Source organism: Microbacterium sp. WCS2018Hpa-9, assembly GCF_031843745.1.
Taxonomy (GTDB): Bacteria; Actinomycetota; Actinomycetes; order Actinomycetales; family Microbacteriaceae; genus Microbacterium.
The window spans coordinates 45,042-71,174 of record NZ_JAVTIY010000009.1; the positions used below are offsets into that span (position 1 = coordinate 45,042).

Annotated in this window: 26 protein-coding genes and 1 tRNA gene; 8 read left to right on the forward strand and 19 right to left on the reverse strand. The window is 68.2% G+C overall.

The annotated features are described in order from the left end of the window. Entirely contained in the window at positions 1–690 is a 690-nt protein-coding gene (locus tag RQG82_RS17285; RefSeq protein ID WP_311260031.1) for a carbonic anhydrase, read from the forward strand. Continuing rightward, the gene (locus RQG82_RS17290) at positions 687–2,108 is read left to right on the forward strand and encodes a class II fumarate hydratase (protein WP_311260032.1); all 1,422 of its coding nucleotides are present in this window, start codon (positions 687–689) and stop codon (positions 2,106–2,108) included. Before RQG82_RS17285 ends, RQG82_RS17290 begins: the two co-directional genes overlap by 4 nt. Positions 2,109–2,177: 69 nt before the next feature. Here RQG82_RS17290 and RQG82_RS17295 read toward each other — a convergent pair whose 3' ends face one another. From RQG82_RS17295 to RQG82_RS17310, 4 genes are all read right to left on the reverse strand, one after another. Beyond that, positions 2,178–2,384 carry a YbdD/YjiX family protein gene (locus RQG82_RS17295; RefSeq protein WP_311260033.1) on the reverse strand — a complete coding sequence of 69 codons (207 nt, stop codon included), beginning with the start codon at positions 2,382–2,384 and terminating at the stop codon, positions 2,178–2,180. Continuing rightward, positions 2,384–4,615, reverse strand: a complete 2,232-nt coding sequence (locus RQG82_RS17300; RefSeq protein WP_311260034.1) for a carbon starvation CstA family protein — start codon at positions 4,613–4,615, stop codon at positions 2,384–2,386. The genes RQG82_RS17295 and RQG82_RS17300 overlap by 1 nt, the downstream gene beginning before the upstream one ends. 147 nt (positions 4,616–4,762) lie before the next feature. Continuing rightward, positions 4,763–6,037 (reverse strand): PhoH family protein, encoded by a 1,275-nt coding sequence (locus RQG82_RS17305; RefSeq protein ID WP_311260118.1) that lies wholly within the window; start codon positions 6,035–6,037, stop codon positions 4,763–4,765. A 290-nt stretch (positions 6,038–6,327) separates the two neighbouring features. Continuing rightward, positions 6,328–7,107 carry an isoprenyl transferase gene (locus RQG82_RS17310; protein ID WP_311260119.1) on the reverse strand — a complete coding sequence of 260 codons (780 nt, stop codon included), beginning with the start codon at positions 7,105–7,107 and terminating at the stop codon, positions 6,328–6,330. A 143-nt stretch (positions 7,108–7,250) separates the two neighbouring features. Here RQG82_RS17310 and RQG82_RS17315 point away from each other — a divergent pair, with 143 nt between their 5' ends. Beyond that, on the forward strand, positions 7,251–7,931 hold the full coding sequence (locus RQG82_RS17315) for a hemolysin III family protein (RefSeq protein WP_311260120.1): 681 nt from the start codon (positions 7,251–7,253) through the stop codon (positions 7,929–7,931). Positions 7,932–7,947: 16 nt separating this feature from the next. Here the strand turns inward: RQG82_RS17315 and RQG82_RS17320 are convergent, their stop codons facing one another. Further along, a complete protein-coding gene (locus RQG82_RS17320; RefSeq protein ID WP_311260035.1) occupies positions 7,948–8,232 on the reverse strand; it encodes a hypothetical protein in 285 nt (94 codons plus the stop codon). 69 nt (positions 8,233–8,301) lie between these two features. On the opposite strand from RQG82_RS17320, the gene RQG82_RS17325 reads away from it, so the two are divergent. Beyond that, positions 8,302–8,688, forward strand: coding sequence for a DUF4307 domain-containing protein (locus RQG82_RS17325; protein ID WP_311260036.1), 387 nt, complete (start codon positions 8,302–8,304; stop codon positions 8,686–8,688). 96 nt (positions 8,689–8,784) lie between these two features. Beyond that, entirely contained in the window at positions 8,785–9,273 is a 489-nt protein-coding gene (gene greA, locus RQG82_RS17330; RefSeq protein ID WP_311260037.1) for a transcription elongation factor GreA, read from the forward strand. A gap of 80 nt (positions 9,274–9,353) precedes the next feature. Here the strand turns inward: greA and ilvA are convergent, their stop codons facing one another. Then, positions 9,354–10,583 (reverse strand): threonine ammonia-lyase, encoded by a 1,230-nt coding sequence (gene ilvA / locus RQG82_RS17335; protein ID WP_311260038.1) that lies wholly within the window; start codon positions 10,581–10,583, stop codon positions 9,354–9,356. Further along, positions 10,580–11,776, reverse strand: a complete 1,197-nt coding sequence (locus RQG82_RS17340) for an AI-2E family transporter (protein ID WP_311260039.1) — start codon at positions 11,774–11,776, stop codon at positions 10,580–10,582. The genes ilvA and RQG82_RS17340 overlap by 4 nt, the downstream gene beginning before the upstream one ends. Positions 11,777–11,855: 79 nt before the next feature. Between RQG82_RS17340 and RQG82_RS17345 the strand changes: the two genes are divergently transcribed. Continuing rightward, positions 11,856–13,118, forward strand: coding sequence for a DNA glycosylase AlkZ-like family protein (locus tag RQG82_RS17345; protein ID WP_311260040.1), 1,263 nt, complete (start codon positions 11,856–11,858; stop codon positions 13,116–13,118). After that, positions 13,115–13,600 (forward strand): hypothetical protein, encoded by a 486-nt coding sequence (locus RQG82_RS17350; protein ID WP_311260041.1) that lies wholly within the window; start codon positions 13,115–13,117, stop codon positions 13,598–13,600. Before RQG82_RS17345 ends, RQG82_RS17350 begins: the two co-directional genes overlap by 4 nt. A gap of 72 nt (positions 13,601–13,672) precedes the next feature. Here RQG82_RS17350 and RQG82_RS17355 read toward each other — a convergent pair whose 3' ends face one another. The 3 genes from RQG82_RS17355 to RQG82_RS17365 form a co-directional block, all read right to left on the reverse strand. Next, positions 13,673–14,239, reverse strand: coding sequence for a LemA family protein (locus tag RQG82_RS17355; protein WP_056508667.1), 567 nt, complete (start codon positions 14,237–14,239; stop codon positions 13,673–13,675). Positions 14,240–14,326: 87 nt separating this feature from the next. Then, entirely contained in the window at positions 14,327–15,640 is a 1,314-nt protein-coding gene (locus tag RQG82_RS17360; protein WP_311260042.1) for a D-arabinono-1,4-lactone oxidase, read from the reverse strand. After that, positions 15,637–16,884 carry an alanine racemase gene (locus tag RQG82_RS17365; protein WP_311260043.1) on the reverse strand — a complete coding sequence of 416 codons (1,248 nt, stop codon included), beginning with the start codon at positions 16,882–16,884 and terminating at the stop codon, positions 15,637–15,639. Before RQG82_RS17365 ends, RQG82_RS17360 begins: the two co-directional genes overlap by 4 nt. A gap of 313 nt (positions 16,885–17,197) precedes the next feature. Here RQG82_RS17365 and RQG82_RS17370 point away from each other — a divergent pair. Beyond that, a tRNA-Leu gene (locus RQG82_RS17370) sits at positions 17,198–17,270 on the forward strand. Between the two features lie 13 nt (positions 17,271–17,283). Here the strand turns inward: RQG82_RS17370 and RQG82_RS17375 are convergent. The 9 genes from RQG82_RS17375 to RQG82_RS17415 form a co-directional block, all read right to left on the reverse strand. Beyond that, complete coding sequence (locus tag RQG82_RS17375) at positions 17,284–17,994, reverse strand: DedA family protein (RefSeq protein WP_311260044.1); 711 nt, start codon at positions 17,992–17,994, stop codon at positions 17,284–17,286. Next, complete coding sequence (locus RQG82_RS17380) at positions 17,991–18,788, reverse strand: cation-transporting ATPase (RefSeq protein WP_311260045.1); 798 nt, start codon at positions 18,786–18,788, stop codon at positions 17,991–17,993. The genes RQG82_RS17375 and RQG82_RS17380 overlap by 4 nt, the downstream gene beginning before the upstream one ends. Positions 18,789–19,070: 282 nt before the next feature. Further along, the gene (locus RQG82_RS17385) at positions 19,071–20,540 is read right to left on the reverse strand and encodes an FAD-dependent oxidoreductase (protein WP_311260046.1); all 1,470 of its coding nucleotides are present in this window, start codon (positions 20,538–20,540) and stop codon (positions 19,071–19,073) included. Between the two features lie 39 nt (positions 20,541–20,579). Continuing rightward, positions 20,580–21,857, reverse strand: a complete 1,278-nt coding sequence (locus RQG82_RS17390) for a S8 family serine peptidase (RefSeq protein WP_311260047.1) — start codon at positions 21,855–21,857, stop codon at positions 20,580–20,582. Between the two features lie 11 nt (positions 21,858–21,868). Beyond that, a complete protein-coding gene (locus RQG82_RS17395; RefSeq protein WP_311260048.1) occupies positions 21,869–22,411 on the reverse strand; it encodes a DUF501 domain-containing protein in 543 nt (180 codons plus the stop codon). Positions 22,412–22,479: 68 nt separating this feature from the next. Continuing rightward, positions 22,480–23,040: a septum formation initiator family protein gene (locus tag RQG82_RS17400; protein WP_311260049.1), complete on the reverse strand. Its 561-nt coding sequence runs from the start codon at positions 23,038–23,040 to the stop codon at positions 22,480–22,482. Positions 23,041–23,093: 53 nt separating this feature from the next. Then, the gene (eno, locus tag RQG82_RS17405; protein ID WP_311260050.1) at positions 23,094–24,374 is read right to left on the reverse strand and encodes a phosphopyruvate hydratase; all 1,281 of its coding nucleotides are present in this window, start codon (positions 24,372–24,374) and stop codon (positions 23,094–23,096) included. A 100-nt stretch (positions 24,375–24,474) separates the two neighbouring features. Next, positions 24,475–25,134, reverse strand: coding sequence for an O-methyltransferase (locus RQG82_RS17410; protein ID WP_311260051.1), 660 nt, complete (start codon positions 25,132–25,134; stop codon positions 24,475–24,477). 31 nt (positions 25,135–25,165) lie between these two features. After that, on the reverse strand, positions 25,166–26,116 hold the full coding sequence (locus tag RQG82_RS17415) for a type II CAAX endopeptidase family protein (protein WP_311260052.1): 951 nt from the start codon (positions 26,114–26,116) through the stop codon (positions 25,166–25,168). Positions 26,117–26,133 lie beyond the last annotated feature (17 nt).

The following is a 26,133-nucleotide window of genomic DNA, read 5'->3' on the forward strand; positions in this document are numbered from 1 at the left end:
ATGACCCACGCGCTCACGCCCGCCGCTGCCTGGAAGCAGATGCAGGACGGAAATCAGCGTTTCGTCGATGACGCACCTCAGCATCCGAATCAGGACGTGGCTCGCCGCAAGCACCTCGCGGCGGCACAGCATCCGGTCGCGACGCTGTTCGGCTGCTCCGACTCGCGCCTCGCCGCGGAGATCATCTTCGACCTCGGGCTCGGCGACCTGTTCGTCGTGCGCAATGCCGGTCAGGTGATCGGCGAGTCGATCGTCGCGAGCCTCGAGTACGCGGTCGCCGTGCTGAATGTGCCTCTGATCGTCGTCCTCGCGCATGACTCGTGCGGCGCCGTGCGCGCCGCCATCGACGGAACGGCCATCGATGCCGCTCCCCTGCCGCCGCACATCTGGAAGCTCATCGCCCCGATCGTCCCGGCGGCCCGCAAGGTGCTGGCCGAGAGCGGTGGCACCACAGTCGACGAGATCGACGCCGATCTCGTCGGCGCAGAGCACCTGCGCAACACCGTCCGCGACCTGCTGCAGTCGTCGGAGGTGATCTCCAGCGCCGTCTCCGAGGGCCGCCTGGGCATCGTGGGCGCCAACTACCGTCTGGCCGAGGGCACTGCGGTGCCTGTCATCACGGTCGGAATCGACACCGACGGAATCGACACCGAGGGGCAAGGCCCCGCAACCAAGGAGGGTTCGGAATGACCGACACCGACCAGCGCAGCGGCGAGAACTCGCAGGGCTACCGCATCGAGCACGACACCATGGGTGAAGTGCGGGTTCCCGTGAACGCGCTCTACGGCGCACAGACTCAGCGCGCCGTAGAGAACTTCCCGATCTCGGGCAAGGGCCTCGAGTCGACGCAGATCGCTGCGCTTGCGCGCATCAAGAAGGCTGCCGCGCTCGCGAACAAGGAACTCGGCACGCTCGATGGAGCGATCGCCGACGCGATCGCCGAGGCCGCAGACCAGGTCGCCGCAGGTGCCCACGACGGCGAGTTCCCCGTCGACACGTACCAGACGGGCTCCGGCACATCGTCGAACATGAACATGAACGAGGTGCTCGCGACTCTCGCGACCCGCATCCTCGGTGCGAACGTGCACCCGAACGACCACGTGAACGCCTCGCAGTCGTCGAACGATGTTTTCCCGACCTCCGTGCACATCGCCGTCACGCAGGCGCTCATCGACACGCTCATCCCCGCGCTCGACCACCTCGCCGTCGCCTTCGAGGCGAAGGCCGTGCTGTGGAAGGACGCCGTGAAGTCCGGCCGCACGCACCTCATGGATGCCACCCCGGTCACGCTCGGCCAGGAGTTCGGCGGATACGCGCGTCAGATGCGTCTGGGCATCGAGCGCGTGCAGTCTGCGCTCCCCCGCGTCGCCGAGGTCCCGCTGGGCGGCACTGCCACCGGAACCGGAATCAACACCCCGCTCGGCTTCCCGCAGAAGGTCATCGAACTGCTCGCAGCCGAGACCGAGCTGCCGATCACAGAGGCGAAGGACCACTTCGAGGCGCAGGCGAACCGCGACGGACTCGTCGAGGCGTCGGGCGCACTGCGCACGATCGCGGTCTCGCTCACCAAGATCAACAACGACCTGCGGTGGATGGGCTCCGGCCCCAACACGGGACTCGGCGAGCTGCACATCCCCGACCTCCAGCCCGGATCGTCGATCATGCCCGGCAAGGTCAACCCGGTCGTCCCCGAGGCTGTGCTCATGGTCTGCGCCCGCGTGGTCGGCAACGACGCGACGGTCGCCTGGGCCGGCGCTTCCGGTTCGTTCGAGCTGAACGTCGCCATTCCTGTCATGGGCACCGCTGTGCTGGAGTCGATCCGACTGCTCGCGAACGCCTCGCGCGTGCTCGCCGACAAGACCGTCGACGGCCTGCAGGCCAACCTCGACCGCGCCGCGGCGTTCGCCGGCATGAGCCCGTCGATCGTCACCCCGCTCAACAAGCTCATCGGCTACGAGGCCGCGGCGAAGATCGCCAAGCACTCGGTCGCGAAGGGCATCACGGTGCGTGACGCGGTCATCGACCTCGGATACGTCGAGCGCGGCGACCTCACTCTCGAGCAGCTCGACGAGAAGCTCGACCTGCTGTCGATGACCCACCCGGGTTGATCATCAAGCTTTGACACACGGATGCCGCAGGGACTCGTTCCCTGCGGCATCCGTCGTCTTCGGGCCCGGTCAGCAGCAGCGGGCCCCCGGATCGGCATCCTGCTGCGCATAGTGTGCCCGCCAGAACTCGCGCTCGCTGAGCGGTTCCCGATCGGGATGCCGAGCCTGCTCGTGGGCCACGTAGTCCGCGTACCGAGACTGGCCCGTCACGCCGTTCACGTACCAGGCGACCGCCTGCCAGGCCCGACGAACATGATCGGTCACGACGGCGGCCATCAGTGCCCCCTCGTCGGCTGAGCGGAGGAGGGCAGTGCGTTCCACTGCTTCTCCACGGCCCGTTCTTCGGACGACGCGATGAGGCCGGCCGGCGCGAAGCGGCGCGACGGCACCTCAGGGTCCTCGTGGTCGACGACAGGGCCGGGGCGCACGGCCTGGATGACCTTGATGATCGAGATGGTGATGACGATCACCGACAGCACGAGGAACGTCACCGACAGGATGCCCTGGATCATGGTGTTGCGCACGACTGCTTCCATGGCCGCCACGCTCGTGGCCGTGCCGAAGGACGTCTCGCCCGCTGCGAGAGCGTCGCGGAAGGCGACGTGGTTCGCGAAGTAGCCGACCTGCGGCACGGTCGAGAAGATCTTCTGCAACGAGGCCGTCACCGTGACCACCGTCACGAACGCCAGAGGCAGAGCGACCACCCACAGAACCTTGAACGTGCGCCTGCGCGCCACGATGGTGAGCACCACGGAGAGGGCGATGGCCGCCAGCAGCTGATTGGCGATGCCGAACAGCGGGAACAGGGTGTTGATGCCGCCGAGCGGATCAGTGACCCCCATGATCAGCACCGCGCCCCACCCCGCGACCATGACGGCCGTGCAGATCCACGCACCCACCCGCCACGAGGTGTCCTTGAAGCGCGGGATGACGTTGCCGACCGAGTCCTGCAGCATGAAGCGCGCGACCCGGGTGCCGGCGTCCACGGCCGTCAGAATGAACAGCGCCTCGAACATGATCGCGAAGTGATACCAGAACGCCATCATCCCGGTGCCGCCGATCCACTGCTGCATGATGTTCGCGAGGCCGAGGGCCAGCGTCGGCGCCCCGCCGGTGCGGGAGACGATCGATTCCTCACCTACGGCCTCGGCCGTGCTCGTGAGCATCTCGGGTGTCAGGTTCACCCCGGTCAGGCCCAGGCTGTTGACGAACTGCACGGCACCCTCGACGGTGCCGAGCGTCGCCGCCGGCGAGGAGTTCATGGCGAAGTACAGCCCGCGGTCGATGGAGATCGCGGCGACGAGAGCCATGATCGCGACGAACGACTCCATGAGCATCCCGCCGTAGCCGATGAAGCGCGTCTGCTTCTCCTTCTCGATCATCTTCGGCGTCGTGCCCGACGCGATCAGCGCGTGAAATCCGCTCAGCGCCCCGCAGGCGATCGTCACGAAGAGGAACGGGAAGAGCGCTCCGGCCCACACGGGCCCGGTCTCCCCCGCGGCGAACTCGCTGAAAGCCGGGACGGTGATCTCGGGCCGCACGAACAGGATCGCGACGGCGAGCGCGACGATCACGCCGATCTTCATGAACGTCGAGAGGTAGTCGCGCGGAGCCAGCAGCATCCACACGGGCAGCACCGCGGCGATGAAGCCGTAGATGATGATGCCCCACGCGATCGTCGTCCGGTCGAGCGTGAAGATCGCCTGACCCCAGTCGGTCTCGGCGACCATGCCGCCGCCGATGATGGCCGCCATCAGCAGCACGAAGCCGATGATCGACACCTCGGTGATCTTGCCGGGCCGGATCCACCGGAGGTACGCGCCCATGAACAGGGCGATCGGGATCGTCATCGCCACAGAGAACACGCCCCAGGGGCTCTCGCCGAGGGCGTTCACGACCACGAGGGCGAGGATCGCCGTGATGATGATCATGATGAGGAGCGTCGCGACGATCGCAGCCGTGCCGCCGAATCGACCCAGCTCGTCGCGGGCCATCTGCCCGAGCGAACGTCCGCCCCGCCTCATCGAGAAGAACATCACGAGGTAGTCCTGCACGGCACCGGCCAGCACGACTCCGACGATGATCCAGATCGTGCCGGGAAGGTAGCCCATCTGCGCGGCGAGCACCGGACCGACGAGTGGGCCGGCGCCGGCGATGGCGGCGAAGTGGTGACCGAACAGCACCCGACGATCCGTCGCGACGTAGTCCTTGCCGTCTGCCTTGTACTCGGCGGGGGTCGCTCGCCGGTCGTTCGGCTTGACCAGGTTGCGTTCGATGAACTTCGAGTAAAAGCGGTAGAACACGAGGTAGGTGCAGACGGCCGCGAACACGAACCAGATCGCGTTCACCGTCTCTCCCCTGACGATGGCGAGCATCGTCCAGGCGATGCCACCCAGCAGCGCGATCGCCACCCAGAGCGCGATCTTCAGCGGTGTCCACCGCGGCTTCTCGTCCACCGCCACGGGCGGCAGCTGGTCATCTTCTACGGTCTTCGTCGCATCACTCATCGCGCATCACTCCATCGTCTGCGTTCGGTGCCACGAGCGTATGCCGACGTCTGCGCAGACGGAAGCGAATCGCCGACGCATCCTCCGGAATACACGACAGCGGATGCCGTGAGACCACGGCATCCGCTGTCGAAGGGTCAGCTCAGCTCAGCTGAGCTCGCCTCCCTCGAGAAGCTCTGTCACGAGGGCGGCGATGGCGGAGCGCTCCGAGCGCATCAGGGTGACGTGGGCGAAGAGGTCGTGTCCCTTCAGCGTCTCGATCACGCTGGCGATGCCGTCGTGGCGTCCGACGCGGAGGTTGTCGCGCTGACCGACGTCGTGGGTCAGGATCACTCGGGAGTTCTGCCCCATGCGGCTGAGCACCGTCAGCAGCACGTTGCGCTCGAGCGACTGCGCCTCGTCGACGATCACGAACGCGTCGTGCAGCGACCGACCACGGATGTGCGTGAGCGGAAGCACCTCGAGGATGCCCCGTTCGACGATCTCCTCCATGACGTTGCCCGAGACCACCGAGCCGAGCGTGTCGAAGACCGCCTGCCCCCACGGCCCCATCTTCTCGCCCTGGTCACCGGGCAGGTAGCCGAGTTCCTGGCCCCCGACGGCGAACAGCGGCCGGAACACGATGATCTTCTTCTGCTGCTGGCGCTCGAGAACCGCCTCGAGGCCGGCGCAGAGCGCCAGTGCCGACTTTCCGGTGCCCGCACGCCCGCCGAGCGAGACGATGCCGATGTCGGGGTCGGTGAGCAGGTCGATCGCGATGCGCTGCTCGGCGGATCGCCCGTGCATGCCGAAGATGTCGCGATCACCACGGACGAGCTTGTACTCGCCGTCGCCGGTCACCCGGCCGAGTGCGGACCCGCGCTCGGAGTGGATGATGAGCCCGGTGTTGACGGCCAGGCCCCTTGCGTCTTCGCTGATGCCGACCTCGCTCTCGTACAGGTCGCTGATCTCGTCGCCCGACAGGTCGAGCGTGGTGATGCCGGTCCACCCCGAGTCGATGGCCTGCTCGGCGAGGTACTCCTCGGCGCGAAGGCCCAGGGACGCCGCCTTGACCCGCATCGGGAGGTCCTTCGAAACGATCGTGACGTCCTGCCCGTCCTGCGCGAGGTTCATCGCGACGGAGAGGATGCGGGTGTCGTTATCGCTCAGCCGGATCCCGGCGGGCAGCACCGAGGCGTCGGTGTTGGCCAGCTCGACGCGGAGCGTGCCTCCTTCGCCGACCTCGACCGGAAAGTCGAGGCGCCCGTGTTCGACACGCAGGTCGTCGAGGTGACGCAGCGCCTGACGGGCGAAGTAGCCGATCTCGGGGTCGTGCCGTTTGCCTTCGAGTTCGGTGATGACCACGACCGGGACGACCACCGAATGCTCGGCGAACCGGAAGAAGGCCTGAGGATCACTCAGCAGGACGGACGTGTCGAGCACGTAGGTCCGGAGATCCTGATCAGGATCAGCGGACGCTGCTCGCGTCGTCGTCTTACGGGTGGACTGCTGCGCTGTACGTGAGGTCACGACCCACTCCCGACCCGGGGAATCCCGGTTGTTCGAACGAGTCGACCAGGGGGTCACGAGTCGTCAACCTGAGGCCGACCCGACGGGCGCTTTGCCCGATGCCTAGAAGCTACGACCAGGTGCCGACATTCGCTCGGCTCGACACGCCACCAGTTCGTTACGTGTTGATTAACGCGTCGTGACCGATCGTCTGGCACGCCGCGTCAGCGGCCGAAGCGCCGATCGCGATCGGAGAAGTCACGGATCGCCCGAAGGAAGTCGACCTGGCGCAGATCCGGCCCGAGCGCTTCGACGAAGTAGAACTCGCTGTGGGCGCTCTGCCACAGCAGGAAGTCGCTCAGACGCTGCTCTCCGCTCGTGCGGATGACGAGATCGGGATCCGGCTGGCCGCCGGTGTAGAGGTGCTCTCCGATCATCTCGGGCGTGAGATGCGCGGCGAGGTCTTCGATCGTTCCTCCGGATGCCTGGTGCGCGGTGACGATGCTGCGCACGGCGTCGACTATCTCGTTGCGGCCGCCGTAGCCGACCGCGAGGTTCACGTGCAGTCCCGTGTGATCGCGCGTGCGCTCCTGTGCGTCGTCGAGCACTCTCGCGAGCTCCGCGGGCAGGATGTCTGAGCGGCCGACGTGCTTCACTCGCCAGTTGCCCTCACGCGACAGAGCCTCGGCGAGCTCCGCGATGATCTCGATCAGGTCGGCCAGCTCGGCCGAGTCGCGCTTGAGCAGGTTGTCACTCGACAGAAGATAGAGCGACACGACGCGGATGCCGAGCTCGTCGCACCATCCGAGAAACTCCCGCATCTTGGCGGCACCGGCACGATGTCCCTCCGCCGGGGTCTCGTAACCCAGCTGACGCGCCCATCGCCGATTGCCGTCGATCATCATCGCGACGTGATGCGGAACCCTCTCCGGGTCGAGGTGTCGGCGAAGCCTGCTGGTGTAGAGCCGGTACAGCGGCCCCCGCCCCTGAACATCGCGTGACATCACCTCCCTACGCTATCGTGCCGGAGCCGCAGCGACAGGGCTGACGCTCAGGTTATGTACGCGCCCCCGCGCGATCACCCGCCTAAAATGAGGGCGTGAGCACTCCCGACTCCTCGGCGCCCGACGTTCCGCAGCTGCCCCTCATGGAGGAGGCGGCGCACGACGACGCCGTCGAGCTCAAGCCCACCTGGCGGGGCTGGATCCACGCGGCCACGTTCCCGATCGCGATCATCGCGGGCGTGGTGCTGGTCATCGTCGCGCAGGGCGGCGCAGCCAAATGGGCCGCAGCCGTCTTCATGGCGAGTTCGATGCTGCTGTTCGGCAACTCGGCGCTCTACCACCGGTTCGACTGGAGCCCGAAGGTCAGGATGACCCTCAAGCGGATCGACCACGCGAACATCCTGCTCCTGATCGCCGGCACCTACACACCGCTCGCGGTCCTCGCACTCCCCCCTGGCAAGGGCGCGCTGCTTCTCGTCTTCGTCTGGACGGGTGCGCTGATCGGCATCCTGTTCCGGGTGTTCTGGATCAACGCCCCGCGGTGGCTGTACGTCGCGCTCTACCTGCTGCTCGGATGGGCGGCGGTCATGTATCTCGCCGACCTCTTCGTCGCGAACGCGACGATGATGGTCCTCGTCATCGTCGGAGGCCTGCTCTACACCGGCGGCGCGGTCGTCTACGCGCTCAAGAGGCCGAACCCGTGGCCCGGCCATTTCGGCTTCCACGAGATCTTCCACGTGTGCACGGTGCTCGCGTTCCTGTGCCACTGGTTCGCGTGCCTGCTCATCGCGATGGAGCCGCTGTCCCCGTCACTCGGGGCCTGAACCGCTCAGCGACCGGTCAGCGCTTCTCGGGGTCGTCGTCGCCCTCGCGGACGATCGGCAGATCGGCATCCGTCTCGGTCGCCTCGTCAGCCGCGAGCGCGGCCTCTTCGGCATCGAGCTCGTCCCTGACCTCTTCGCGGTAGCGAACGCGACGGATCCGACGGTTCATGTCGAGGATCAGCAGGATCACCGCGACCAGGATGATCACGACGGCGGCGAAGCCGACGAATCCGGGCGTGACCAGCTGCGGGTCGACCGTCATCGAGGGCGTCGGCATCGGGGTCTCGGTCAGAGCGAGCATGGAGTCTGCCTTTCATGCGCAGGTCGCATAACCTGGAGTTACCAGCCTAACGACCGGAAGACCCACCCCGTGACGACCGCACAACAGCTCGACGACCGCTATGGCCGCACCCGCACCCGACGGGGTCCGTGGATCGTCGTCATCACCCTCGCCGTACTTCTCGTCGGCGCGTTCGGCTGGATGATCGTCACATCGCAGATGAACGCGGTCGACTCCGACGACCTCGGCTTCGACCTGGTCGACGAGCACAGCGTCACCGTGCGCTTCCAGATCACCGGAGTGCAGGGAAAGGACGTCGCCTGCGTCGTCGAGGCGCTCGATGAGGAGTTCGGAGTGGTCGGGTGGAAGGTCGTCGAGATCCCCGCCGGAGACACGCATTCGCAGGCGCTCTCGGCCACGGTTCCGACCGTCGCAGCCGCGACGACAGGTTTGGTGAACAGCTGCTGGGTCGCCTAGACTCATGCCAGACAGATGACGCCCTGGCACCGTGCCGGGGCGTCTTGGCATATCCCCCGCGGAACGTCGCCGGGTACCTACCGAAGGAGCTTCGTCATGTCTACTGACGCTCAGGTTCCCTTCCTCACGCAGGAAGCGTATGACCGGCTCGTCGCCGAGCTCGAGCACCTCTCCACCACCGGTCGCGAAGAGATCGCCAAGCGCATCGAAGCGGCACGCGAAGAGGGCGACCTCAAGGAGAACGGCGGATACCACGCCGCCAAGGACGAGCAGGGCAAGCAGGAGGCGCGGATCCGCACCCTCGAGAACCTCCTCAAGACGGCCAAGGTCGGAGAGGCGCCCGCGAGCCGCGGCATCGTCGAGCCCGGCACCGTCGTCACCGCGATGGTCGCAGGCGGCGAAGAGGTCTTCCTGCTCGGCAGCCGAGAGATCGCCGTGGGCAGCGATCTCGACGTCTACAGCGAGGCCAGCCCCCTCGGACAGGCGATCCTCGGACTCAAGGTCGGCGAGAAGTCGTCCTACGAGGCTCCGAACGGTCGCGCGATCTCGGTCGAGATCGTCAACGTCGACACCTACACGGGCTGACGACTCTCAGCATCGGGCTCGCGCCCTGATGTGCAGATGCCCCGTCCGATCGGACGGGGCATCTCTGCGTTCGCGTCGTGTCAGTCCGGCACGACGATCGGCTGGAAGCCGGCGTGACGGAGCGTATCGAGGGTGTGCTCGGAGTGCTCGGCGCCGCGCGTCTCGACGCTGAGCTCGAGGAACACCTCGCTGATCTGCAGGCCGTGTCCGTGGCGCGTGTGCATGGCCTCGATCACGTTGGCACCCGCCTGGGCGATGAGCTCCGACACACGTGCGAGCTGACCTGGACGATCGGGCAGCGGGATGCGGATCGTGAGGTATCGGCCCGAGGCCGCGAGGCCGTGCGAGACGACACGCTGCAGCAGCAGCGGGTCGATGTTCCCTCCGGAGACGACGGCCATGGTCTTGCCGCTCGCCTTCACCTTGCCGGCGAGGATCGCCGCGACACCCACGGCTCCTGCGGGCTCCGCGATCACCTTGGACTGCTCGAGAAGAACCAGAATGGCGCGCGCGAGGTCGTCGTCGGTGACGGTGACGACCTCGTCGACGAGGTCCTTGATGATCTCGAACGGGATGGCTCCCGGTCGCGCGACCAGGATGCCGTCGGCGATCGTCGGCTTCGTCTCGATGTCGACCGGGTACCCGGCTTCGAGCGAGGGGATCATCGCCGCCGCGTTCTCGGCCTGCACGCCGATGATGCGCACCGAGCGCCCGAGTTCGGCGGCCTTGGCCTTCACCGCGGCCGCGACGCCGGCGATGAGGCCTCCGCCTCCGATTCCCAGCACGATCGTGTCGACATCCGGAGCGTCCTCGAGCAGTTCGAGTCCGAGCGTGCCCTGCCCGATGACGACGTCGCGGTGGTCGAACGGATGGATGATCACGGCGCCCGTGCGCTCGGCGAACTCAGCGGCGAGGCGCAGCGAGGTCGCCACGGTCTCCCCCTCGAGCACGACCTCGGCACCGTAGCTCCTCGTCGCCAGCAGCTTGGGCACCGGGATGCCGAGCGGCACGAAGATGGTCGCCTGGATTCCGAGCGTCTGGGCCGCGAGGGCGACGCCCTGCGCATGGTTTCCGGCAGAGGCCGCGACCACGCCGCGCGCGCGCTCCTCGGCGCTCAGCTGGGAGAGGCGGTATGCCGAACCGCGGATCTTGAACGATCCCGTTCGCTGCAGGTTCTCCATCTTGAGCACCACGGGGGCGCCGAGGACATCCGACAGAGCGCGCGACGGCAGGGTCGGCGTTCGCGTGATCACCTCGGCCAGACTCTGAGCGGCATTCTCGAACTCGGTCAGGCTGGGGACTGCGCTCATCGATTCCTCCGTGTGCGCTCGCGCGGCACTGTGCTCCAGATTAGGTCTGCATTCGGTTGATCACCGGTGCGCCAGGCGCCGGTGCTGACTGTCACCGCGGCGACGTTGACGAAGGCCGCGAGAGGCACCGCGAAGAGCGCCCCGGGGATGCCGCCGACCATCGAGCCTCCGGCGACCACGAGGACGACGGCGAGCGGATGGACCTTGACGGCCGAGCCCATCAGGATCGGCTGCAGGATGTGGCCCTCGAGCTGCTGCACGCCGAGCACGACGGCCAGCATCGCGAGCGCGATCCACGGGCCGTTGTAGACCAGGGCGAGCAGAACGGCGAGCGCCCCGGTCACGACCGCACCGACGATCGGGACGAACGAACCGAGGAAGACGAGCACGGCGACGGGGATCGCCAGCGGAACGCCGAGCAGGGCGGCGCCGACGCCGATGCCGACCGCGTCGATCGCGGCGACCAGCAGCTGGGTTCGCGCGTAGTTGACGATCGTGGCGAAGCCGTTGCTCGCCGCGGCGTCGGCGGCGGGGCGCGCCGCGCGCGGGAAGAGGCGCAGCGTCCACCCCCAGATGCCTCGGCCGTCGGCGAGCAGGCAGATCAGGATGAACAGCGAGAGGACCGCGCCGGTCACGACGTGCGCGGCGGTGGTGCCGACGGCGAGAGCTCCGTTGAGCAGAGCCTGGGTCTGCTCGTTGACGACCTCCAGGCCCTGATCGATGTACCCCTGGATCTGCGACTCGCTGAGGTGCAGCGGCCCGGTGAGCAGGAACTGCCGGAACTCCTCGATCGCCTGGGAGCTGCGCTCCTGCACATCGGGCAGCTGGGCCCGCACCTGCCAGATGACCAGCCAGAACAGCAGGGAGACGATCACGAGAGTGCCGATGATCGAGAGGGCCACAGCCAACCAGCGCGGGAAGCGGTGGCGCAGCATCCACTGGAATCCCGGCCACAGCAGCGCCGTGATGAGGATGCCGACCATGAGCGGGATCACGAGGAGCTTCAGCTCGATGACGAGCCAGATGAATCCGGCCACCACCGCGGCGATCAGCAGGATGCGCCAGGAGTATGCCGCCGTGACGCGCAGCCCTCGCGGGACGGCCTCGTCGGCCTCGGTGGTCACCGTGCGATCAAGGGAGACGGGCCGCGGACGGAAGAGATCTCTCAGCCGCGGACGCTGCTCTTCGCTCATCGCCCAAGTCTACGGCGCAGCCACCGCCGGCCGTGACGGTCAGGGCGCAGATGTCGGCGCTCGGCGCTACCCTGACGAGGTGACCGACACCCTCAGCGCCACCCAGGCCCGTCGCATGGCGCTCGCCGCGCAGGGCTTCTCTCGTGCACGCCCGGCCTCGGTGTCGGCCCGGCACATCCACCGCGTCATGGATCGCCTCGGCGTGCTGCAGATCGACTCGGTCAACGTGTTCGCGCGGTCGCACTACATGCCGCTGCTCTCGCGCCTGGGTTCTTATGACCCGGCGCTCTTCGATCGCGTCTTCCATTCGCGCACGACCCATTACGTCGAGTACATGGCGCACGAGGCGACGTTCATCCCCATCGAGGACTGGCCGCTCTGGCGGTTCCGCATGGATCACTTCCGCGCCAGATGGGCGGCGGAGGACTCCTGGATGAGCACCAACACCCGAACCCTCCGTTGGGTGCAGGACGAACTCCGCGCCAGGGGCCCGCTGCGACCGGCTGACCTCCGAGACGACGCTCCTCGCGAGCGAGGCACGTGGTGGGATTGGGACGACGTGAAGCTCGCGCTCGAGCACCTGTGGCGCACCGGCGACGTCGCGATCAGCGGTCGCAAGGGCTTCGAGCGCAGCTACGCGCTCGCCGAGCAGGTGATACCCGACGCCATACTCTCGCAGCACGTGCCCCGTGAGGACGCGATCCGCGAGCTCACGCGGCGAGCGGCGCGATCGTCAGGAGTCGCGACCCAGTCGGACCTCGCCGACTATTACCGCATCCGTGATCGCGCCGCGGTGTCGCAGTCGATCTCAGATCTGGTCGATGCGGGCGAGATCCTCCCGGTCTCCGTGCGCGGGTGGGACCGCGGTGGTCGCCCACTGCCCACTTGGCGGCACCGTGACGCGGTCCTGCCGCGCAGGATCGACGCTGCCGCGCTCCTGACGCCCTTCGATCCGGTGGTCTGGTTCCGTGACAGGGCTCTGCGCGCCTTCGAGCTCGATTACCGGATCGAGATCTACGTTCCCGCCGAGAAGCGGCGATACGGCTACTACTCGCTGCCCGTGCTCGTCGGCGACCGTATCGTGGCGCGTGTCGATCTTAAGGCCGACCGGGCGACCTCGACGCTTCAGGTGCAGTCGGCCTGGTGGGAGCCTCAGTCCCAGCCGGGCGAGGATGCCGAGAAGATCGCCGCGGAACTCGCGCTCGCGGCGGCATGGCAGGGGCTCGCGCACGTCTCCGTCTCACGCTGGGGCACAGCGGCCGAGGCTCTGCATGCGGAGCTGTCCGGTCGCACAGACACATCGGTGCGTCGCCATGTGCACGCCAGGGAGGCGACCGAGTGAATCGCCGCCTCGCATGGACGGTCGGCGGCGGGGTCGCCGCGCTCCTGGTCGCCGGGGCAGCCGTGTGGCTGTGGCTGGCGTCGAACGCCATCCCCTCGCCACAGACCACGACGACCGCGACGAGCTCGCCGGCACCCGATCCGGATGAGCAGGCCCTCGCGCAACAGGCGCTCGATGAGCATCTCGAGGACTGCACGTCCGACGAGGTCCTCGAGGGCGACGTTCCCGACGGATGCGGGATCAGAATCCCGTGGGGCACCGAGTTCGCCCACGTCGACGACGTCAGCTTCCGCATCGAGCGGATGCCGGTGCTGCAGCTGACGGATGGCGGATTCATCGCCGAGGGCGGCATCCTCGTGGCGACCGTGTCGGGCACAGGGCAAGACGGCAGTCCGAGAACCGAGACCTACCGCACGGACTCATGGACGCTCCGCGGCGACGCGACCGTCGATGACGGAGACGTCGATCTCGACGTGTGGTGAGCACTGCTCCGGGTCAGGGCCCGAAGACGGAGAAGGCCCGATGCGTCGGTGCGCATCGGGCCTTCTCGCAGATCAGAACTGCACGCGTGGAGGCTCTGAGATCGCACCGCTGTCGGCGACCTCGAAGAACTCTCGCTCGGTGAATCCGAGCCCCTTCGCGAAGAGATTGTTCGGGAAGACCTTGATCTTGGTGTTCAGCTCACGGACCCCGCCGTTGTAGAAGCGGCGCGCGGCCTGGATCTTGTCTTCGGTGTCGACGAGGGCCTGCTGCACCTGCAGGAAGTTCTGGCTCGCCTGCAGCTGCGGATACGCTTCCGCGACCGCGAAGAGGCTGCGAAGTGCCTGCTGGAGGTGACCCTCTGCGATTCCCGCCTCACCGGGGCCGCCGGCCGAGAGCGTCTCCGCTCGTGCTCGAGTGACGTTCTCGAAGACCGCCTTCTCATGCGAGGCGTAGCCCTTCACCGTCTCGATGAGGTTGGGTATCAGATCTGCCCTGCGCTTCAGTTGAACCGTGATGCCACTCCACGCCTCGTCGACGCGGACGTTCAGCTGCACCAGCGAGTTGTAGGTCGCCCAGAGGTAGATTCCGATGAGCAGAATCACACCGACGACGATCAGTACCGGCACGAGCCATTCCATCAGAGGCCCACCCTTCCTCGTGTTTGTCTCATCCTATCGGCGCAGCCTGCGCGTCGACTGGGTGCGCCGGTCAGGCGCAGAACCGGGTCATGCGCCGAGCACCCGATCGAGGTACCGATTGGTGAACCGACGATCGGGGTCGAGTCGGTCGCGCAGCGCGGTGAAGTCGGCGAAACGGGGATAGCGCTCCTGCAACTGCTCGGCTGTCTGCGTGTGCAGCTTGCCCCAGTGCGGGCGTCCCCCGTGCTCGAGCATGATCTGCTCCACGGCCTCGAAATACGCGGACGGGTCGGCGCGCCAGTAACGGTGGACCGCGATGTATCCGCTCGCCCTGCCGTATGCCGTCGACAGCCATCTGTCGTCCTCCGCCGCGAAGCGCACCTCGATCGGGAACTCGATGCGCCACCCGCGTCGCTCGATGAGGTCGCGAACAGCGCGGAATGCCGGCACGACGTTCTCGACGGGCACCGCGTATTCCATCTCGCGGAACCTCACGGTGCGGCTCTGCGTCAGGACGCGGTGCGACAGCTCGGTATACCGCCGGTCGCCCGTGAGCTTGACGGCGAGTCTGTTGAAGTGCGGAGTGATGGCCGGCACGGTCTGCCCGGTCGCGCACACCGCCCGATACACGCCGTTCGAGAGCAGCGTCTCGTCGATCCAGCGCCCCAGGACGGGAAGCGGCTGCCGCCTCGTCGACTCGGGCACCCTCGTCTGTCGCTTGGTCAGGGCGATGTCGGTGTGCGGAAACCAGTAGAACTCGAAGTGATCCGATGCCTCGACCCTGTCGTGCAGGGTCTCGAGCACGTCGTCGAGCGGGGCAGGCTCATCGATCGCCTCCATGAGGAAGATCGGCACGCACTGCAGCGTCACGTCCACCAGGATGCCGAGCGCGCCGAGGCCGAGCGCCACCGCAGGGAGCAGGTCGGCGTTCTGCCCCTCGTCCACTCGGAGGAACTCCCCTGCGGCGGTCACCAGGGTCGCACCGACGATCTGGGTCGCGAGACCGCCGAAGCCGGCGCCGGTGCCGTGCGTTCCCGTTGAGATGGCACCCGAGATGGACTGCCGGTCGATGTCGCCGAGGTTCTCCATCGCGAGGCCGAACGGTGCGAGGAGCGACGGGATCCGGTGCAGTCGCGTGCCCGCGAGCAGCGTCGCTCGCCCGCTGGCCGCGTCTGCCGACACCAGGCCCTGCATGTCGTCGAGCTCAAGGAGCACTCCGGGTGCCACGGCGATGCCCGTGAAGCTGTGCCCCGCGCCGACCGCCTTCACCGTGAGCCCCTGCGCGACCGCGGCGCGGACGGCGCGCTGCACGCCTTCAGGGGTCCGCGGGCGCTCGACGCGAAGCGGTGTGACCTGCGCAGACCTCGCCCAGTTCTGCCAGGTGCCCCCGATCCGGGTCACAGGAACGCCTTCCCCTCACCGCGGTACGTCGGAAGCTCGTCGACGATCTCATCGCCCGAGACGAGCTGGTAGCTGTCGATGCGCTCGGCAGGCTCGCCGCTCTTCGCATGGCGGAACCAGACGCGGTCGCCCACTCCGAGCCGCGCGGCCTCCCGACCCTGCAGCGGTGTCTGCACTTCACCTGCGGCCTCACGAGACAGCGTGCGCAGCCCCTGCGGCCAGACGGGCAACGGCTGTCGCGACGCGACGGCCGGGCCGGAGGCGATCCATCCGCCACCGAGCACGGTCGCGATGTCGGCGGCAGGCCGCCGCACCACGTCGAAGGCGAAGGCTGATGCCGGTGCGGGGCGGAACGATCGGTACCCGTCGAAGAGATGCCCGCCGAGCAGTCCGCTGCCCGCGCTCGCCTCGGTCAGCGACTCGTCGCTGCCGGTGAACTCGAGCGATCCGGTTCCGCCGCCGTTGAGGAACTCGAGCGATGCGATCTCTGACAACGCGCCGACGATCGCGGCCCGACGCTCGCGCAGCTCGGATCGGGAACGGGCTTGCATGAGACGGATCACCGGTGCATCCGCTCCTGCGTTGTCTCCCTGGCCCGCGATCTGAGCTTCGTACATCTGCAGTCCGACGAGCCGGAAGCCGGGGCGACGCACGATCTTGCGCGCGAACGCGGCCACCTCGCCCGCGGTGAACAGAGCAGACCTCCGCACTCCGATGTGTCCGAGCGCGACGGATCGCAGTGACGCGTCGGCGTCGATCGCGACCCGGATATCCGGACGGCTGCCGGCCGGCGCGACGCTGTCGACGATGTCGAGGTGCGCCGGATCGTCGACCATCAGCGTGATCCGTTGCGCCGCCTCCTCCGATTCGAAGAGCTGCGCGAGTCCCGCGCGGTCGACTGTCGGGTAGCCGACGACGATGTCGTCGTGGGTCTCGGCGAGCCACAGCGCCTCAGCGAGCGTGAAGGCGAGGATCCCCCTGAACCCGGGCAGCTGCAGCACGGCGTCGAGCACCGAGCGAACCCGCACGGACTTCGACGCGACGCGGATAGGCAGCCCGCCCGCGCGAACCAGCAGGTCCAGAGCGTTGTAGCGCAAGGCTTCGCGATCGATCACCGCCACGGGGGCCGGCAGATGGCCGGTGGCCGCAGACAGGCGCGGCCAGTATCGTGACGGGTCGTGCCACTCGGGGGAGACGGCGTTTCGTCCCTGATCGGGGCTCAGATCGGCGGTGAGGTCGAGCACTCCCCCACCCTATGGGTTGGGCGGACTCGGATTCATCCTTTCTGAGATCGAGTTGCACTGCTCGCGCGGCGTGGAATCCCGATACTTTGGCGGCGATCGTCGTAATGAACACCGCGGATCGCCGTCTTGATCACTGAGCCCGTCATTCGTGGTGGGCTCACCGGCCGTGCCCGGCCGGTTGCCGGGGGGGTAGCGATGCTGTCTCAGCAGCATCACAGGGAGACGGGCGCTGGGGCGCCCGTCTCCCCGTTCATGCGGACAGACATCAGGACGGCTGATATACCCGTGTACTCTGAGCCAGTCACGGCATGGAGCCCCCGTAGCCCAATGGCAGAGGCAGGCGACTTAAAATCGCTTCAGTCTGGGTTCGAGTCCCAGCGGGGGCACGTCGTGCTCTGCTCAGCCCTCCGCGCGTCGATCTGCGGCACCGCGTGGGTGCACGCTCTCTGCCCCCGGGGCGCGCGCCTCACGGACGCGTCGGAGGATCAGCACGGCGAGCGCGATGGCGAACGCTGTGTACACGGCGTAGTCGAGGTAGCCGAGCAGATGCTCGAGCTGCTCATGCTGTGTGCCGAGCAGAGCGCCGACCCCGATGAGCAGCGTGTTCCAGAGGCCGCTGCCCACGATCGTGTACGCGCTGAAGCGGATCAGGTTCATGCGGGTCGCCCCTGCGGGGATCGAGATGAGGCTGCGCACGCCGGGGACCATCCGTCCGACGAGCACCGTCCACGCTCCGCTTCGCCCGAACCAGTCCACCCCGCGGTCCAGGTCGGCATGGCTGACCAGTTTGGTGGCGGAGAGGAGCCGCACCGCTCGTTCGACGCCGATGGCCGCTCCGAGCCAATAGAGCAGCAGCGCGCCGATCCACGACGCGAGCGTGCTCCAGAAGATCAGCCATCCGAGGGTGAGGTCGCCGCTCTGGCTGAGGTATCCCGCGAAGGGCAGGATCACCTCGCTGGGAATGGGCGGGACGAGCACCTCGAGGAACACCAGCACACCCACACCGATGTCGCCGAGCTGCGTGAGAACGTCGGCTGCGAATCCGGTGAGGCCGGAGAACCCGTGGTTCGACGCCGACGTGTCGGCGGCGGCGATGCCGGCGATGCTCATCGGCCGAACAGATCGCCGATTCCCGGAATCCCGAGGTCACCGAGCCGTTGCCCCCACTCGCTCGCCGTATCGCCGAGACCCGAGACGGTCTCGCCGGCCGACCCGAGGACGCCTTCCGCAGCTCCCGCAAGCTCCTCGCCGCCGAGGCCGCTCGCGATCGCCTCGATGTCGACGCCCTGCGCGAGGGCGTCGAAGTCGACGCCGAGACCGGCTGCCTGCTCGAGGAGGGGAGCTGCGACGGCACTGCCGACTGCACCCACCGCGACGATCCCCAGCGCGCCCACCGCAGCTCCGCCGACGGCACCGGCAGCGCCGAACCCGCGCACCCGCGAGAGGATGCCCCGCATGCGCCCCGGACGAGCCGCCTCGGAACGACCGGCCGCGCGGGCGAGATCGTCGGGCGACGACGACGCCGGACGCTCGCCCGGGGCGAGTTCCGTGTTCATGCGCTCCTGCACCTGCGCCCGCTGGGCGGGGGTCAGACGCGCGAACGCCTCGCGATGGATCTGCTCGACGCGGTGCGGATCAGCGGTCTCGAGAAGGTAGTCGTATCGCGCGATCGCGGCCCGGTCGGCATCCGACACAGCACCGGCAGCACCGGCTGCAGGCGGCGAGTAGGGATCCCGACCCGCCGGACGCGCGGGCGGCGGCGCGTAGCGATCGGCCCCGGCCCGACGCCCGACCGGTGAAGGCGGCGTCGCTGCACGCGAACCGGTGCGATCCGTGCGGGATCCGGTCTCGTCGAGATCGAGAGCGCGAGCGGCCATCCCGAGCAGTCGGTTGAGTTTTCCCATGGTGACGGTTCCTTCGTAGTGTGAACGACCACGGGACTCGACAGCAGGGCGGTGAGGGTCCATGGTCGTCCGCGGATACGGACGCCAGGTCTCCTCCACCCTCGCGGGCCGGTGGGCCGGGACACGACTTCGTATCCGTAATGACGACACCACCGCAGACGGGAGTACTCCCCTTGCGTTGCTGAGGCTAGCAAGTCCGCCTATGAGCCGGGTGCGAGACACACCTTCTCCGGAGACGACGAACGCCCCGACTCCGCGGAGTCGGGGCGTTCGAGGAGATGACTACTTGGCAGCAGCCGTCGCGGCGGTCTTCTTCGCGGCCGGCTTCGCGGCTGACGTCTTCTGACCGGCGGGCTTCTCGTCGGCGGCCTTGTCGGAGGCGGTCGCCTGAGCGGCCGGAGCCGTGGTGGCGGGAGCCGGAGCGTCGGCGGCCGGACGCGGACGTGCGGCGAACTCCTCGAAGACGTAGCGCGGGTTCTGCACCGTCTCGAGGTTCACCAGGTCGCGACCGAGCCACAGGTTGTTCCACCAGCCCCCGACCACACGGAACTTGCGCTCCCACGTGGGCATCGCGAGGCCGTGGTACCCACGGTGCGCGACCCAGGCGATGAAGCCCTTGAGGGCGATCTTGCCGGACTGGAAGACACCGTTGTAGAGCCCGAGGCCCGCGACGGCACCGAGGTTCTTGTGGAAGTACTCCTTCGGGTCCTCACCACGCAGCACGGCGACGATGTTCTTCGCGAGCAGCTTCGCCTGACGCACCGCATGCTGAGCGTTCGGCACGCAGAAGCCGCCGACGCCGCCACCCGACAGGTCGGGAACGGCCGAGACGTCTCCGGCAGCCCAGGCTCCGGGGACGAACGCCTCGGGAGTGCCGACGCGGAGGTCGGCACGGGTCTGGATGCGGCCGCGCTCTTCGATCGGGAGGTCGCCACCGCGCACGACGGTCGGGTTCGCCATGACACCGGCGGTCCAGACGATCAGGTCGGTGGGGATGATCTCACCGGTCGACAGCTCGACGATGCCGTCGACGGCGCTGGTGAGCTGCGTGTCGAGGTGCACGTTGGCACCACGCTTCGCGAGGTCTTTGAGCACCCACTCGCTCGTCGGCAGCGACACCTCGGGCATGATGCGGCCCATCGCCTCGATGAGGTGGAAGTGCGTGTCGTCGAAGCTCAGCTGCGGGTACTTGCCCACGAGCGACGACGCGAGCGAACGCAGCTCGGCGAACACCTCGATGCCGGCGAAGCCACCACCGACGACGACGACGGAGAGCAGGCGGTCGCGCTCGGGGCCCGCAGGAAGCGATGCGGCCTTGTCGAAGTTCGACATCAGGCGGTCACGGATCGCGACGGCCTCTTCGATCGTCTTCAGGCCGATCGCGTTGTCCGCGATGCCGGGGATCGGGAAGGTGCGAGAGACCGCACCCGCCGTGACGACGATCTGGTCGTATGCGAACTCGTAGGGCTCGCCCACCGGAGGGGTGATCGTCGCGACCTTCTCGGCGTGGTTGATTCCGGTCACCTTGGCGGTGAGCACGTTCGTCCGCTTCAGGTGGCGACGGTGCGCGACCACCGAGTGTCGGGCTTCGATCGAGCCGGCAGCGACCTCGGGAAGGAAGGGCTGGTACGTCATGTACGGCAGCGGGTCGACCATGGTGACGTCTGCTTCACCCTTGCGAAGGTGCTTCTCCAGTTTCCACGCCGTGTAGAAGCCTGCGTAGCCTCCACCGACGATCAGAATCTTGGGCACAGTGCTGTTCTGAGGCACAGGGGGACAACTCCTCGGGAGTCAGGGATGTGGCGTGCGAGCGCGCGCCGATCGGATGCGCCGGGCAGCTGCGGTGACGCCAAGCGCTATCAGGATACCAGGGACTGTGAGCGCGATGAGCGGCAGGGTACCGTAGCGCAGCGATTCAGCGCTGGGAAGCAGCGGTGAACCGGGTTCTGTCGGTGCGTCCGCATCCGGCAGGGGCGGCACCTCGACCGGCGCGGCGGTGGGTTCGGGTTGCGGAACGCTCTCAGCGCGTCGGAACAGGCGCACCCACTCGGCGAGGTCGCCCATCGGGTTCTCGGAGACCTTGGGAACGTCGGCGGCGATCGCCGCATCGGCATCCACCAGACCGTAGCCGTAGAGCGGATCGGGGAGGTCGGCCATGCCAGGCACCTTGATCGCGGTCTTGATGATGCGATTGATGACGTTCGCGGCATCGAGCTCGGGGTGCGCTGACCGGACGAGGGCGGCGATGCCCGCGACGATGGGCGCCGCACCGCTCGTGCCGCTCCAGGGCACGACCGTGCCGTCTGCCGAGACGCCGCGCAGACCCTCGCTGGGTGCGGCTATCCCGATGGTGATCCCCTGGGTCGACGCCTCGATGCTCGCGGTGCCCGTCTGGTCGACTCCGCCGACCGTCAGCACGCCGGGGATCGTCGCCGGAGCGCCGATGATGTTGGTGCCGCTCCCCCGGTTGCCCGCGGCGACGACCACCACCACGTCGTTCTCGAAGGCGTAGAGGAACGCGTCGTCCCAGCTCCTGTCCCAGTCCAGCGTGTTGGTGGTGAACGAGAGATTGATGATGTCGGCCCCATGGTCGACCGCCCATCGCATGGCCTTCGCGACCTGCTCGGTGAACGGAACCGCGGCGGCGGCGCCGAAGCCCACCGAGATCGACAGCAGATCGGCCTCGGGTGCGACTCCGATCATCCCCTTGCCATCGGCGGAGCCTCGTCCGGCGGCGAGCGATGCCACCCATGAGCCGTGATTGCCGTCGATGGCACCCACCGGGGTGCGCCCGTCGGGGGTTCCGGTGCCCGACACGTCGGTGCCGCCGACGACGGCGTCATCGAACACCCCTGGGACCTTGGCGATCCCGGTGTCGATCACGGCGATCGTCACTCCATCGCCGCGTGTGGTCTCCCACGCATCACGGATGCCGGCTCCGTCGAGCCAGTACTCGGCGGCGCGATCCGGGTCTGCGGGGTCGTCCGGCACCGGTGGAGGGGTCGCTGCCGCGCCCAAGAGCAGGACGGATGCCACGATCGTCGCCATGGCGACACCGTTGCGCAGCATCCGCGGCCGCCTCATGCGGTCGATGCCTCGGCGTCACGCAGGGCCGCACCGGAATCGTCGCACCGGCACTTCTCAGGCGACCAGCTCGAACGCTCGAGAGCCGCGTCGCCGATCGGGTTCACTCCGGGACCGGCCGCGAGAGCGTGACCGGCCAGAGCATGCAGGCACTTGACGCGCGACGGCATGCCGCCGGCGGAGATCCCGTCGATCTCGTTGACCTCACCGAACTGCGCCCGGTCGGCGAGGTAGGCCTCGTGCGCCGCGAGATAGGCCGCGGCGACGCCCTCGTCATCGGCGAGCAGCGCGGCGAGCTCGGGCATGACCTGCGTGGCCTCGAGGGTCGACATCGCAGCGGTCGCCGCCGGATGCGTCAGGTAGTAGAACGTGGGGAACGGTGTTCCGTCGGGGAGCCTGGGCGTCGTGGCGACGACCGTGGGGTTGCCGCACACGCATCGGGCTGCGATACCCACGACGCCGCGGGCCGTCCTGCCCAACTGGGCCGACACCACGGCGAGTTCGGCGGTCGTGGGGGCGGGGAATGGCGGCGTGGTCACCCGTCCAGCGTACGGGAGACGACCGGGAGGATGCTCGGAGCACGCTCCTCGCTCGGCGGCACCGACGGTCAGCGGCTGACCGCCGCCGTGTCGCTCAGCCCCGCGGATGTCAGAGTGCGCAGCAGCTGCGGCATCCAGTCGGAGGGCGTCTCTTCGAGAGTGTCGCTGACCGGCCCCTGCTGCTGCGGGAGCGCCGCGGGGTCGAGGTCGTTGTCGATCAGGTACACGACCTCGCCGGGCTTGACGTAGTACAGGCGCTCACGCGCTTGAGTGGTGATGTAGGCCGGATCGTTCCAGCGCTCGCGCTCTTTCTCGAGCGCGGCGATCTCGTCTTCGGAGACCTGGATCGACTGCTCCAGAGCCGAGATCTTCTGTCTCTGGTCGATGAAGGTGCCGAGTGTCGGCACCAGCACCCACGCCCCGAGCACGACGAGCGACAGCATGATGACCGAGAACGCCGAGAGGCGGATGCCGGAGGCCCACTCGCGAACGTCGACCCGGCGCTCCTGGGAGCCTCGAGTCGCCGAGCCCCGCGGCTGGCGGGCGGACGGACGCTGAGTCGACTTCGCCGCCGGCGCGCTGCGGGATGCGCCCGAAGACGCCGAAGGAGGAGCCGGTCGTCGTGCCACGGCTCCTCCTCCGTATGTGCCGCTCAGGCGGCGTGTGTCTGCCTCTGCTGTGTTCAGCCCTGGTAGCGCGGGAACGCGGAACGGCCGGCGAAGACGGCCGCGTCGCCCAGCTCTTCCTCGATGCGCAGAAGCTGATTGTACTTCGCGACGCGCTCGCTGCGAGCAGGCGCACCAGCCTTGATCTGACCCGCGTTCGTCGCGACCACGAGGTCGGCGATCGTGGTGTCCTCGGTCTCACCCGAGCGGTGCGACAGCATGGCGGTGTAGCCCGAGCGCTGCGCGAGGCTGACCGCGTCGAACGTCTCGGTGAGCGTTCCGATCTGGTTGACCTTGACGAGCAGCGAGTTGGCGACGCCGCGCTTGATGCCGTCGGCGAGACGGGTCGGGTTCGTGACGAACAGGTCGTCTCCGACGAGCTGGACCTTCGAGCCGAGCGCGTCGGTGAGGAGCTTCCAGTTGTCCCAGTCGTCCTCAGCCAGTGCATCCTCGATCGTGACGATCGGGAAGTCGTTGACCAGGCCCTCGTAGTACTCGATCAGCTCGGGGCCGCTCCAGTCCTTGTTGTCGAGGCGGTAGACGCCGTCCTTGAAGAACTCGGTGGCTGCGACGTCGAGACCCAGCGCGATGTCGGTGCCCGGCGTGAAGCCGGCCTTCTCGATCGCCTTGACGAGGAAGTCGAGACCCTCGCGGTTGCTGGGCAGGTCGGGGGCGAAGCCGCCCTCGTCGCCGAGACCCGTCGCGTAGCCGGCAGCCTTCAGCTCGCCGCGCAGCACGTGGTAGGTCTCGACACCCCAGCGGAGCGCCTCGGAGTACGTCTCGGCGCCGATCGGGGCGAGGAAGAACTCCTGCATGTCGATGCCGTTGTCGGCGTGCTCGCCGCCGTTGATGACGTTGAAGAGCGGAACGGGCAGCAGGTGCGCGTTCGGGCCGCCCAGGTAGCGGAACAGCGGCAGGTCGGCGGAGTCGGCCGCGGCCTTCGCGACCGCGAGGCTGACGCCGAGGATCGCGTTGGCGCCGGTGCGCTGCTTGTTCTCCGTGCCGTCGGTCTCGATCAGGATCGCGTCGACGATGCGCTGCTCGCTCGCCTCGACACCCTCGAGCGCCGGACCGAGCTCGTCGATGATGGCGTCGACGGCCTTGAGGACGCCCTTTCCGCCGTAGCGGGTCTTGTCGCCGTCGCGGAGTTCGTACGCCTCGAATGCGCCGGTGGATGCACCGGACGGGACGGCCGCCCGCTGGACCACACCGTCGTCGAGGAGCACCTCCACCTCAACGGTCGGGTTACCGCGCGAGTCGAGAATCTCGCGTGCGCCTACAGCCTCGATCAGTGCCACTGATGTGCTCCTTGCTCAGAGAAAAGGTTGTGTGGAGCGTCGTCGATCCGCGCCCAGTCTAGCCCGCTCGCGGTCGACCTCCCGGGTTCGTCTCGGCGGCTCACACCACGACGGCGAGGGCGAAGCCGTCCCAGCCCTTGGCGCCGACCGTCTGCAGTGCGGTCGCGTCGAAGCGGGGGTCCTCCCCCAGCATCCGCAGCGCGTCTCTGGTGCCGACGACCTTGGAGTCCGTCGAGTCCGCACGCACGATCTCGCCCTCGCGCCCGATGTTGTCGAGCACGATCACGGTGCCAGCGTGCCCGAGTTTCGCCGCCCAGTCGAGGTAGACCGTGTTCGACTCCTTGTCGGCGTCGATGAAGACCAGATCGAAGCCGCCGACCAGCGTCGGGAGCACGTCGGCGCCCCGGCCGATCCGGATGTCGACGCGGTCTCCGACCCCGGCGGCATCGATGCTCGCGCGGGCGACGGCGGCGTTGTCGGCTTCGGCCTCGACCGTGACGACGCGGCCTTCCGGCCCCACGGCCCGAGCGAGCCAGATCGTGGAGTACCCGCCCAGCGTTCCGATCTCGAGCACGCGGCGAGCGCCGCTGATGCGCGCGAGGAGGTGGAGCAGCTTGCCGCCGACGGGCGCGACCTCGATCTCGGGCAAACCGGCATCGCGCTGGGCTGAGAGCGCCGCCTCGAGGCGCGGATCGTGACCGACGAGCAGCTCGGCGAGATAGGCATCGGCGTTCGACCAGGCTGCGGGAGTGGAATCCATGCCCTCAGCAAACCGCGACCCTTCGGGAGCGTCAAGAGGCTTGCGGACGCTGGTCCGCGCGCGGAGCGGACAGCAGTCGACCGGGGGCGCCCGCGAGCTCGGGCTGTTCGCGGAACTGCCCGGTGACGACGAGGACGGCGATGACCGCTGCCGCGACGATCCACCCCGCGACGCCGAGCGGTCCGGCGAGCGCCAGATCAGGCTGCGACGCGGCGAAGATGATGATCAGTCCGGCGGCGGCGTTGAGAGAGCCATGGGCGAGAACGGCCGGCCACACCGAGGCGGATCGCAGGCGCAGCCAGCCCAGCAGCACACCCCAGGCCATGCAGCCACCGATCATGAAGAGCACGCCGGTGATGTCCGTGCGCCCGAAGTTGTAGCCCAGGAGGATCAGCGGGCTGTGCCAGACACCCCAGATCGCTCCGCTGAGGAGCAGCGTCGGCCAGGTGCCCAGCGGACGCAGCGCGGGTACGAGCCATCCGCGCCATCCGAGCTCTTCACCGAACGCCAGCACGCTGTTGATGAGGGCGCCGAGCGGGATCATCACGATCTGCGAGATCACGACGAGCTCGACGGGCGGCATCGGCGCCCCGGCGGGGAGCGCCTTCGCGACCTCGGCGGAGAACGCGGCGAAGGTCAGATCGAGCTGCACGAACCCGAGGGCTGCCGCGACCACGATGCTCAAGGCGACGAGAAGGGGCGGCACGAGCCAACCGGCCACCATCAGCCAGACGACCCGCTTCGCCGGACGCAGCGGCCACAGCCCGAGAAAGCGCACCCGCTCGCCGCGCGACGGGATGCGCATCGTGAAGGTGACCACCAGCGCGGCGATCGCGGGAGTCAGCATCATCACCGGCAGAAGGAACCAGGTGCTCGGCTCGGCGAGTCCGTCACCCAGCCAGAGCGGAAGGGCGACCACCCACGCGAGTCCGCACGCGAGTGCGACGAAGACGACGATGGCTGCGGTTCGGATGCGAGTCATGGGTTCTCTCCCTGTTC